Raw genomic sequence first — 12,217 nt, 5'->3', positions numbered from 1 at the left:
ACCCGCGCCTGTCCCGCCTCGCCCGGCGCGTCGAGGAGGAGTTCGGCGTCCGGCTCCACGTCGACGGGGGGACGACCCCGGCCGAGCTGACGCGCCGCCTCACCGGCACCGGCACCGGCACCGGCGTGGACCCGGCGGCGCTCGCCTTCACGCTCTGGTCCGGACGCGACCACCTCGACGAGCGGCTCGCCGTCGTCGCCACGACGACGGCCGAGTTCGCCGACGCGCTCCGCACCGGCACGGGGCAGTACCGCGGCCGCAGGCGCCGCTCCGCCGCACCGGCCCACGGCGACGACCTGCGCGAGCTGGCCCGGGCCTGGGTCGAGGGCTCCGCGATCAGCCTGCCCGTGCCCGACCGGCCGCGGCGGCTCTCGCTGCCCGGCTATCCGTTCGCCCGCGAGCGCCACTGGGTCGACACCACCCGCACCCCGTCCGGGAGTTCCCCGGGCTTGGCCGAAGAGGTCGACCTGCCGGACGGACACGTGTTCAGCACGCGGATCTCCACGGCGGAGCGGCCCTGGCTGGCCGACCACACCGTGGACGGCGTCGTACTGGTTCCCGGAACGTACTTCGTCGACCTGGCCCTCCGGGCGGGAGCCCGGCTGCACTGCCCCCGGATCGCCGAACTCGTCACCCACACACCGCTGGCATCGGGCGAGGCCGACCTGCGCCTCGTGGTGGACCTCGCCGAGCCCGACGGGACGCGGGCCTTCCGGATCCACGCCCGCACCGGGGACGGCGGCTGGACGGGCCACGTCACCGGCGTCCTCGCCCCCGCGCCCGAGGAGCCCCCGGCCGCCCCTGCCCTGCCCGGTGACGCCGAGGAACTCGACGTCACCCGCCTCTACGAGACGCTCACGGGGTACGGGCCCGCCTTCCGGGGCCTGCGCCGCGCCTGGCGCACCGCCGACGCCGTCTTCGCGGAGGTCGCCGTGCCCGAGGGCGTCACCGACGGCGATCCCGGGGCGCACGCGCTGCACCCGGTGCTCCTCGACGCCGCCCTGCACACGGTGGCCCTCACCTCGGCCCTCGACGGGGACAGCCCCTACCTGCCGTTCGCCTGGTCCGGCATACGCGTGCACGCCCCCGGGGCGACCGCCGCCCGGGTACGGGTGGTCCACCACCGGGCCGACGCGGTCGAGCTCCTCCTCACGGACCACGCGGGCGCGCCCGTGGCCTCCGTCGACTCGGTGGTGCTGCGCCGGGCAGACGCTCCGGCCGAGCCGCTCCACCATGTGGAGTGGCTGCCCGTCGAAACCCCCGAGCCGTCACCGGGGGCCCGCTACGCGGTCGTCGGCCCGGACCCGGAGGGGATCGGAGCCGCCCTGGAGGCTTCCGGGGCGAGGCTGGTGCGGGCCGAGGACCTGAACGCCCTGACGGAGGTGCCGCCTGTGGTGGTCCTGCCCGTCCCGGCCGCCCCGTCCGCCGCCGCCGAGGGGGCCCCGGCCGCCCGCGCCCTCACCACCGAGGTGCTCGGCCTGCTCCAGCAGTGGCTCGCCGGCCCGGGGTTCGCGTCCGCGCGGCTGGTCCTCGTCACCACCGCCCCCGGCCTGGCCACGGCCACGGCCTGGGGACTGGTGCGCTCCGCCCAGTCCGAACACCCCGGCCGCTTCGGCCTCGTGGACGCCGAGGACCTCGCGCTGCTGCACCGCGCGCTCGGTTCCGACGAGCCGCACCTGCGCCTGTTCGACGGCCGGGTGCTGGGAGCCCGGCTGGTCCGCGTACCGGCCGCGGCGCCGGCGCCCGAACCGCGCCCGGACGGTACCGTCCTGGTGACCGGAGCGAGCGGCGCCCTCGCCGGACCGGTGGTCCGCCACCTCGTGGAGCGGCACGGCGTACGCGACCTGCTGCTGGTCAGCCGCAGCGGCAGGGTCCCGGCAGGCCTGGCCGGGCTGGACGCCCGGGTCGAGGCGGCCGCCTGTGACGTGGCCGATCGCGCCGCCCTGGAGAGCCTGCTGGCAGGCCGCCGGGTGACCATGGCCGTGCACGCCGCCGGAGTGCTCGACGACGGGGTGGTCACCGCCCTCGACGCGGAGCGCCTGGAGCGGGTGCTGCGGCCCAAGACCGAGGGCGCCGCCCACCTCGACGAACTGCTGCCCGACGCCGAACTGGTGCTGTTCTCCTCCGTGGCGGGCGTACTGGGCGGCCCGGGGCAGGGCAACTACGCCGCCGCCAACGCCTTCCTGGACGCCCTCGCCCGGCGGCGCGCCGCAACCGGCCGCCGGGCCGTGTCCGTGGCCTGGGGGCCGTGGGCGCTCGACGAGGGCATGGCCGCCGACCGGGACCGCCTGGCCCGCGGCGGCATCGAACCGCTCCCCACCGGGGCGGCCCTCGGCCTGCTCGACGCGGCCCTCGGCGGACCGCACCCGGCGGTCACCGTCCTGCGGCTCGGGCGCGGTCCGGCCGCCGCCGTACCGCACGTGCTGCGCAGCCTGGTGCGGACCCCGGCGGCATCCCCCGCCGCCGACCCGGGCCTGGCCCGCCTCAATCCCGGTGAGCGGCGCGCCAGGCTGTCGGCGCTGGTCCGGGGACAGGCCGCGGCCGTCCTCGGCTACGCGGACGCCACCATGATCGAATCCGACCGGTCCTTCCAGGAACTCGGCTTCGACTCGCTGAGCTCCATCGAGTTCCGCAACCGGCTGGGCACGGCCGTCGGCCTGTCGCTGGAGGCCACGCTCGTCTTCGACCACCCCACCCCGGCCGATCTGGTCACCCACCTCGACGAGCGGTTCGCCGGCGAGTCCGAGGCGACCGACCTGCCGACCCTGTTCGCGGCCTTCGACCGCCTGGCCGCCGCCCTCACGGCGGCGGCCACGGACGACGTGTCCCGCGACCGCACCGCGGAACGCGTCCGCGGCCTGCTCGACCACCTGACACCCCGCACCGCGACGGAACCCGTCACCGCGTTCGCCTCGGCGACCGACGACGAGGTCTTCGCCCTGATCGACGCCGAGCTCGGCAGCCCGCTGCCGGGACTGGAGGAACGCTCCCGATGACCAACGAGGACAAGCTCCGCGACTACCTGCGCCGGGTGACCGCGGAACTGCAGTCGACGCGGCAGCGGCTGCGCGACGTGGAGGAGCGCTCCGCCGGGCCGGTCGCCATCGTCGGCATGGCCTGCCACTACCCGGGCGGCGTCGAGTCCCCCGACGACCTGTGGTCGCTCGTCGCCGAGGGCCGGGACGGGATCACCCCCTTCCCCGGCGACCGGGGCTGGGACCTGGACACGCTCCACCACCCCGACCCCGACCACCCGGGCACGACCACCGTCCGCGAGGGCGGATTCCTGCACGGCGCCGCCCGGTTCGACGCGGGATTCTTCGGGATCTCGCCCAAGGAGGCGCTCCACACCGACCCCCAGCAGCGGCTGATCCTTCAGACCTCCTGGGAGGCCGTCGAGCGCGCCGGCCTGGACCCGAGCACGCTGCGCGACAGCCGCACCGGCGTGTTCACCGGCGTCATGCACCACGACTACCCGGGCGCCCAGGGCGCCGGCAGCGTCGTCTCCGGCCGCGTCGCCTACCAGCTGGGTCTGCGCGGCCCCGCCATCACGGTGGACACCGCCTGCTCCTCGTCGCTCGTCGCCCTCCACCTGGCCGTCCGGTCCCTGCGCCGGGGCGAGTGCGACATGGCCCTCGTCGGAGGGGCCACGGTGATGGCCACCCCCGCCGCCTTCGTGGAGTTCAGCCGCCAGCGCGGCCTGGCCCCCGACGGCCGCTGCAAGCCCTTCGCCGCCGCGGCGGACGGCACCGCCTGGTCCGAGGGCGCCGGCGTCATCGTCGTCGAACGCCTCGCGACCGCCCTGGCCGCCGGCCGCCGCGTACTCGCCGTGGTCCGGGGCACCGCCGTCAACTCCGACGGCGCCAGCAACGGCCTCACCGCGCCCAACGGCCCCGCCCAGCAGCGCGTCATCCGCGAGGCCCTCGTCGACGCCGGCCTGACGCCCCAGCAGGTCGACGCCGTGGAGGCACACGGCACCGGCACCCCCCTGGGGGACCCGGTGGAGGCCCAGGCCGTGCTCGCCGCCTACGGCAGGCAGCGCACCCGGGCGCTGCGCCTGGGATCGGTCAAGTCCAACCTGGGGCACACCCAGGCCGCCGCCGGCGTCGCCGGGATCGTCAAGATGGTCATGGCGATGCGGCACGGAATCCTGCCCCGGACCCTGCACCTCGACGCCCCGACCCCGTACGTGGACTGGTCGGCGGGCGGCGTGGAACTCCTCACCGAGGACGCGCCCTGGCCCGCCGGGACGGAACCCCGCCGGGCGGCCGTGTCCTCCTTCGGGGTCAGCGGCACCAACGCCCACGTGATCCTCGAGGAACCTCCGCTGCCGGTGGACGACCGGACCGCCGAACGGCACGACGACCGGCCGGCGGACGCGGCGATGAGTCCCGCGAGCGCCGAAAGCCCCGCGACGGCGCCCGCCGCGCCCGGCCCCCTGGCCTGGACCCTGTCCGCCCGCTCCGGCGCCGCACTGCGCGCCCAGGCCGCCACCCTCACCGCCTTCCTGACCGGGCACCCGCACGAACCGCGCCCCGAGGACGTGGCCCTCTCCCTGGCCACCACCCGCGCCTCCCACGAGCACCGCGCGGTCGTCCTCGGCGGCGACCGGGCCGAACTCCTCGCCGCACTGGACGACCTGGCCGCCGGCCGGCCCTCGCCCACCGTCGTCGAAGGGACCACCGGGCAGAGCGGCGGCGTGGCCTTCCTCTTCCCCGGCCAGGGTTCGCAGTGGCGGGACATGGCCGTGCGGCTGCTGGACACCAACGCGGTGTTCCGGGAACGGATAGCCGAGTGCGAGAGCGCCCTCGCCCCCTACGTGGACTTCGAGCTGACCGCCGTCCTGCGCGGGGAACAGGACCTGGACCGGGTCGACGTCGTCCAGCCCGCCCTGTTCGCCGTCATGGTCGCCCTCGCCGAGGTGTGGCGCTCCCTCGGCGTCCGCCCGGCCGCCGTCGCCGGACACAGCCAGGGCGAGATCGCCGCCGCCTGCGTGGCCGGCGCCCTCACCCTCCAGGACGCCGCCCGCGTCGTCGCCCTGCGCAGCCGGGCCCTGACCACCCTCTCGGGCCGCGGCGGCATGATGTCCCTCGCGCTGCCCGCCGACGAGGCACGCGACCGGCTCCGCCGCTGGGACGGCAGGCTGTCGCTGGCCGCCGTCAACGGCGCGGCCTCCGTGGTCGTCTCCGGCGACACCGACGCCCTCGACGAACTCCTCGCCGCCTGCGAGGAGGACGGCGTACGGGCCCGGCGCGTCGACGTGGACTACGCCTCGCACAGCGCGCACGTGGAAGGCGTCCGCGCACAGGTCCTGGAGGCCCTCGCCCCCGTCAGGCCGCTCGCCCCCGAAGTCCCCTTCTTCTCCTCCGTGGAAGGCCGCTGGATCGAGGCCGCCGACGCCTTCGACGCCGACTACTGGTACCGGAACCTGCGCGAGACCGTCCGCTTCGACGAGGCCGTCACCGCCCTCGTCCGGCGCGACTGCACCACCCTGCTGGAGGTCAGCCCCCACCCGGTGGTCACGACCGGCGCACAGGAGACCGTCGACGCGCTCGGCACCGACACCGCCGTCGCCCACACCCTGCGCCGCGACGAAGGCGGCCCCGAGCAACTGCTGTACGCCGTCGCCCAGCTGTACGTGAAGGGCGTACGCCCCGACTGGTCCGCGCTCTGGCCCGAAGCCCGCCGGATCGACCTGCCCACCACCACCTTCCTCACCGAGCCGTACTGGCTGCGCCCCGGCCCCGGCGCCGGCGGCGCGGGCGCCCTGGGCCTCGACGAGGTCGACCACCCCGTCCTGCGCGCCGCCGTGCCCGCCGCCGAGGGCCTGGTGCTCACCGGCCGGCTCGGCCTGGCCGCCCAGCCCTGGCTCGCCGACCACACGGTCGAAGGACGGGTGGTCCTGCCGGGCGCGGCCCTCGCCGAACTCGCCTCCCGGGCGGCGGACGAGGCCGGCTGCGCCGCCGTCGACCAGCTCACCCTGCTCACACCGGTCCTCCTCCCCGACGAGGGCGACGTCCGGCTGCGCGTGGACATCACGGCCCCGGCCGAGGACGGCTCGCGCGGACTGACCCTGCACACCCTCACCGGGGCGGGCCACTGGACCACGCACGCCACCGGCGTGCTCCTGCCCGGCGCCGCCGCACCGGTCCCCGCCACCACCGCGTGGCCGCCGCCCGGCGCCGAACCCCAGGACGTCGAAGCCCTCTACGCGACCCTGGAGGACGCGGGCCTGACCTACGGCCCGGCCTTCCGCGGCCTGCGGGCGCTGTGGCGGGGACGCGGCGGGGACCTCCACGCCGAGGTCGCCCTGCCCGACGCCGACCAGGCCGGCGCCTTCACCCTCCACCCGGCCCTGCTCGACGCGTGCCTGCACCCCGTCGCCCTCGGCGGGTTCCTCACCACCGGCGACGGCCGCCGCCCCGCGCTGCCCTTCGAATGGCAGGGCCTGCGCTTCCACGCCGCAGGTGCCGACACCGTACGCGTGACCCTGTCCGCCGCGGGCCCCGACGCCGTCCGCCTCACCCTCACCGACCCCACCGGGGCACCCGTCGCCTCCGTCGACACCCTCGTGCTCCGCGAGCTTCCGGCGGGCGCCCTCGGCCGCCCGGACCGGGGCGACCTGCTGCGCCCCGACCGGGTGACCCGGGCCCTGCCCGGCGGCGCGCACGAGGACTACGCCGTACGCGACCCGGAACTCGCCCGGCAGCTGGGCAAGCAGCCCACCCAGGACCCCGCGCGCCACGTCCTGGTGCCCGCTCCGGCCGGCGGGCCCGGAGAGGCCGTGCGCGGCGCGCTCGCCCTCGTCCACGACTGGCTGGCGGACGAGAGCCACACGGAGTCCACGCTCGTCCTCGTCACCCGCCGGGTCCACGAGGACGTGGCGGAAGCCGCCGTCGCGGGCCTCGTACGGTCCGCCCAGCTCGAACACCCCGACAGCTTCCGGGTACTGGACCTCGCCGACCTCGACGGGACCACCCTCGCCGCGATCCCCGCCGCCCTCGCCACGGACGAACCCCAGCTCACCCTGACGTCCGGGACCGCGACCGTACCCCGGCTGGTCCGCGCCCTCCCCGCTCCGGCCGAGACCGGCGAGCTCGGCAGGACCCTGGTGACCGGTGCCTCCGGCACCCTGGGGCAGCTCGTCGCCCGGCACCTCGTCCACGCACACGGCGTACGCGACCTGGTGCTGGCCGGCCGGCGCGGCTCCGAGGCACCCGGCATGGCCGCCCTCACGGAGGAACTGACCGGCGCCGGAGCACAGGTCCGGGCCGTCGCCTGCGACGTCACCGACCGCGCCGCTCTCGCGGTGCTCGCCGGCGGAGCCTCCTTCACGACCGTCGTCCACGCCGCCGGCGTCCTCGACGACGGCCTGGTGACCGGACTGACCGCCGAACGCCTCGACCACGTGCTCGGGGCGAAGCTCGACGCCGCCCTCCACCTCCACGAACTGCTGCCCCAGGCCCGCCTGGTGCTGTTCTCCTCGGCCGTGGGCATCCTCGGCGGCCTCGGCCAGGCCAACTACGCCGCCGCCAACGCCGGCCTCGACGCCCTGGCCCGCCGCCGCCACGCCGCGGGCCTGCCCGGGATCTCCCTGGCCTGGGGCCTGTGGGACGCCACGAGCGGCATGACGGACGGCGTCGACCGGGCCCGCCTGGGCCGTTCCGGCTTCCACCCGCTCCCGACCGCGGACGCCCTCGCCGCCCTGGACGCCGCCCTGGCCTCCGACGAGCCGGTGCTCGCCCCGATCCGGCTCGACCCCGGCGCACTGCGGGCACAGGGCGAGGACGTCCCCGCGCCGCTGCGCGACCTGTCCGGGAAACCGGCGCGCCGTACCGCAGCCCTCGGAGGCGGCGCCGCCGTCTCCGAACTGGCCGCCCGCCTCGCCGGGAAGACCGGCCCCGAGCGCCTGCGCACCCTGCTCGACCTGGTCGCCGGGCACACCGCCGCCGTCCTCGGGCACACCTCGCCGGAGGCGGTCGACCCGGGCCGGGCCTTCAAGGACGCCGGCTTCGGCTCGCTCGCCGCCGTCGAACTGCGCAACCGCCTCGCCGGAGCCACGGGCCTGCGCCTGCCGGCCACCCTGGTGTTCAGCCACCCCAACCCCGCGGCGGTCGCCCGCCACCTGGACGAACTCCTCGCGGGCACGGCCCCGGCGGCCGCTCCCGCGATCCGCGCCACGGCCGCCGACGCGGACGACCCCGTCGTCCTCGTCGGCCTCGGATGCCGGCTCCCCGGCGGCGTCCGCACCCCCGACGACCTCTGGGAGATGCTGGTCTCCGAACGCGACGGCATCGGCCCGTTCCCCGACGACCGGGGATGGCCCCTGGAGCGCCTCTACGACGCCGACCCGGCCGCCCCCGGCACCACCTACACCCGGCACGGCGGTTTCGTGGCCGACGCGACCGCCTTCGACGCCGCCTTCTTCGGGGTGGCGCCCCGCGAGGCCGTCGCGATGGACCCGCAGCAGCGGATCCTGCTGGAGACCGTCTGGGAGGCGTGCGAGGACGCCGGCATCGACCCGGCCTCGCTGCGCGGCACCCGGACGGGTGTGTTCGTCGGCGCCATGTACCAGGACTACGGCCGCCTCCTGGAGAACGCCGCCGCCGAGGGCTTCCTCGCCCCGGGCGTCGGCGGCGGCGTCCTGTCCGGACGGGTCGCCTACACCTATGGGCTGGAAGGCCCGACCGTCACCGTCGACACGGCCTGCTCCTCCTCGCTGACCGCCCTGCACCTCGCCGCCCAGGCGGTCCGGGCGGGGGAGTGCGACCTCGCGCTCGCCGGCGGAGTGACCGTGCTGTCCACACCGGTGCCCTTCGTCGAGTTCAGCCGCCAGCGCGGTCTGGCCGCCGACGGACGGTGCAAGCCCTTCGCCGCCGCGGCCGACGGCACCGCACTGGGCGAGGGCGCCGGAGTGGTGCTCGTCGAACGCCTCTCCCGGGCCCGCGCCCAGGGCCACGAGGTGCTGGCCGTACTGCGCGGCAGCGCCCTCAACTCCGACGGCGCCAGCAACGGCCTCACCGCCCCCAACGGCGCGGCTCAGGAGAAGGTGATGCGCGCGGCGCTCGCCGCGGCCGGCCTGCTCCCCGCCGACGTCGCCGCCGTCGAGGCGCACGGCACCGGCACGGCCCTCGGCGACCCCATCGAGGCGCAGGCGCTCCTCGCGGTCTACGGCCAGGACCGGCCGGCCCCGCTGCTGCTCGGCTCGCTCAAATCCAACGTGGGCCACGTCCAGGCGGCCGCCGGCATCGCGGGAGTGATCAAGGCGGTCCTGTCCATCCGCAACGGACTGCTGCCCCGGAGCCTGCACATCGACGAGCCCTCCCCGCACGTCGACTGGACCGCCGGCGACATCGCCCTGCTGGACCGGGCGCAGCCATGGCCCGAGGAGACCGGGCCGCGCCGCATGGGAGTCTCCTCCTTCGGCATCAGCGGCACCAACGTGCACGTGCTGATCGAGCAGGCACCGGGCTCCGAGGACACCCCGGAGCCGCTGCCCGCCCTGGACGGCGTGCCCTGGCTGCTGTCGGCGCGCTCCGAGCAGGCCCTGCGCGGCCAGGCCCGGCGACTGCTGGAGTCGGACACCTCCGACCTCCCCGCCGTGGCGCGGGCCCTGTCCACCACCCGGGCCGCCCACCGCCACCGGGCCATGGTGACCGGCGCCGACGCACAGCAGCGGCGCGCCGCCCTCACGGCCCTGGCCTCCGACGGCACGGCCGACGGCCTGCACCGGGCCCGGGCCGTCGGGCAGCGGCTCACCCTGCTCTTCACCGGGCAGGGCAGCCAGCTCCCCGCGATGGGAAGGGGCCTGTACGAGACCTTCCCCGTGTACGCGCAGACCTTCGACGAGGTGTCCGCGCACTTCCGGCTCGACACCCCGCTGCGCGAAGCGGTCTTCGGGCGGGAGGGCCTGCTGGACCGCACCGAGTACACCCAGCCGGCCCTCTTCGCCCTCCAAGTGGCCCAGTTCCGGCTGCTGTCGAGCTGGGGCGTCACCCCCGACTCCCTGATCGGGCACTCCATCGGCGAGCTCTCGGCGGCCTGCGTCTCGGGCCTGATGCCCCTCGCCGACGCCGCCGCCCTCGTCGCCGCCCGCGGCCGCGTCCTCGGCGAACTGCCCGCAGGGGGAGCCATGGTGGCGGTACGGGCGACGGAGGAGGAAGTCCTCGCCGTCCTGGAGGGCCGCGCCGACCGCGTGGGCGTCGCCGCCGTCAACGGACCCCGGTCCGTCGTCCTGTCCGGGGACGAGGAGGAGGTCCTCTCCGCGGCCCGGGAACTCTCGGAGCGAGGGCACCGCACGCGCCGGCTGCACGTGGACGTCGCCTTCCACTCGCCCCGCGTGGACCCGGCGCTCGCCGACTTCCGGGCGGCCGCCGCCGGGGTCCGCTTCGGACGGCCCGCGATCCCGGTCGTCTCCACCGTCCGCACCGCACACCCGATGGACACCCCCGACTACTGGGTGGACCAACTGCGCGGCCCCGTGCGCTTCTTCGACGCGGTCCGCGAGGCCCACGACAACGGAGCCACGGCCTTCCTGGAACTGGGGCCCGACACCGTCCTCGCGCCGGCCGTCGAAACGTGCCTGCCCGGCCACCCGGTGCGCCCCGTCTCGCTGCTGCGCCGCGACCGCGACGACGTGCGCACCGCCGTCGAGGCCCTGGGGCTCCTGCACACCCACGGAGTGGAGGCCGACTGGTCGGCCGTCCACGCCGGCCGGCCGACGAGCCGGGTACGGCTTCCGAAGTACGCCTTCCAGGACCGCCGTTACTGGCCCGAACCGGCCGCCGTGGCGCAGGCCGCTCCCGCGCCCGTACCCGTACGTGAGGCGGGGGAGCGGGCGCCCGTGCTCGATCCGTTCTGGTCGGCCGTCGACAGTGCCGACCTCGGCGCCGCCCTCGACCTGCTGAACCTGCGGGGCGACGAGACACCGGCGCAGGTGCTCGACGCCCTCGGCCGGCTGCGCTCCGGAGCGGGGGCGACGGTCCTGGAGGCGGCACGGTGGCAGCGGGTGCCGGACGGTCCCGCCCCCGAGCTCGCGTACGACGTCCTGCTGCTCGCCCCCTCCACCAGCGGCGAGGAGCTGGCCGACGCGGTCGCGGGCGCCCTGGTCCGGCACGGAGCCCGGGTCCGCTCGGGCGGTGCCGGGCGCCCGGACCTCGTGGTGGCCCTGCCCGGGACCGAACCGGTCGCCGAGGCGGGGGTGCCCCGGTGGGCCCTCGTCGACGGCGGCGGCGTGGTGCCCGCCTGCGACCACGCCGTGACCCTTCCGAAGGAGTTCGACGCACCCGCGCGCGGCCGCCTGTGCGCGGCCGTCGCCGAGGGGTACCGGGAGACCCGGATCGAGCCGGACGGCATGTTCGTACGCGCCTACGAGCCGCTGGGCCGGACCGGCGCGTGGCGTCCCGAGGGGGACGTCCTGGTGGCCGGCCCGGCGGACGCGCTCACCGCGGCGACCGTCGACGCCGTGCTCGCGTCGGGGGCGCGCTGCCTGGTGGCCGGCGGTGCCGACCGCCCGTCCGGCGCCCTGGAGTTCGGGGATGCGCAGGGGACCGTACGGCTCGCGGCGGCGATCGTCCGGGCCGGCAGCGGGTTCGAGGACGTGGCGGCGCCGCTGGTGGCCGTCGTGTCCGTGGGGGAGACCGTGCGGGAAGCGGGTGCCCCGCTCGCCGTGGCGGTCCACCCCGACCTCGACCCGAGGGCTGCGGTGAGCGGGCTGTGGCGGGCCATGTCCACCGAGGAGACGGCCGTACGCCTCCTGGACGCCGCGCCCGTGACGCGGCCCGCGCCGGCCGCGGAGCCGGAAGGGGCCACGGAGCCCGAAGAGGCCATGGAAGAGGCCAGGGAAGAGCCGGCGGCCCCGACGCCGGAGCCCGAGCCGGAGTCCGAAGCGGAGTCCGAGGCCGACGGTCCGCAGCCCCAGCACTTCGAACTCCGGGCCGCCCTCGCGGGACTCCCGCGCGCAGAGTGGGCGGAGGTCGTGCTCAGCGGTGTACGGGGCCTGGCGGCCGCCGTGCTCGGGTACGAGTCCGCGTCCGAGATCGACGCCGAGGGCGAGTTCTTCGACATGGGCCTGACCTCGGTCACCGCGCTCGAACTGCGCGACCACCTGACCCGGTTGACCGGCCTGGAGTGGCCCGCGGACCTCCTCTACGAGTGCCCGACACCGCAGGTGCTGGCCGACCTCGTGGTCGAGCAGCTGAGCGCGACCTGCGCCTGA

General features: G+C 76.7%; 2 protein-coding genes (1 of these 2 running past the window's edge). Both read left to right on the top strand.

Going from position 1 to position 12,217, the window contains the following annotated elements:
* Positions 1–2,996, top strand: the end of a protein-coding gene (locus RIU97_RS04405; protein WP_404953440.1) for an SDR family NAD(P)-dependent oxidoreductase. 4,054 nt of this gene lie to the left of the window's left edge; 2,996 of the gene's 7,050 nt are visible here — the last part of the coding sequence; its start codon lies beyond the left edge, outside the window; its stop codon occupies positions 2,994–2,996.
* Positions 2,993–12,217 carry an SDR family NAD(P)-dependent oxidoreductase gene (locus RIU97_RS04400; protein WP_404953439.1) on the top strand — a complete coding sequence of 3,075 codons (9,225 nt, stop codon included), beginning with the start codon at positions 2,993–2,995 and terminating at the stop codon, positions 12,215–12,217. The genes RIU97_RS04405 and RIU97_RS04400 overlap by 4 nt, the downstream gene beginning before the upstream one ends.

Origin of the sequence: Streptomyces sp. 147326 (genome assembly GCF_045000215.1) — a bacterium.
Lineage (GTDB): Bacteria > Actinomycetota > Actinomycetes > Streptomycetales > Streptomycetaceae > Streptomyces.
This window is presented reverse-complemented; position numbering and strand designations above follow the sequence as displayed.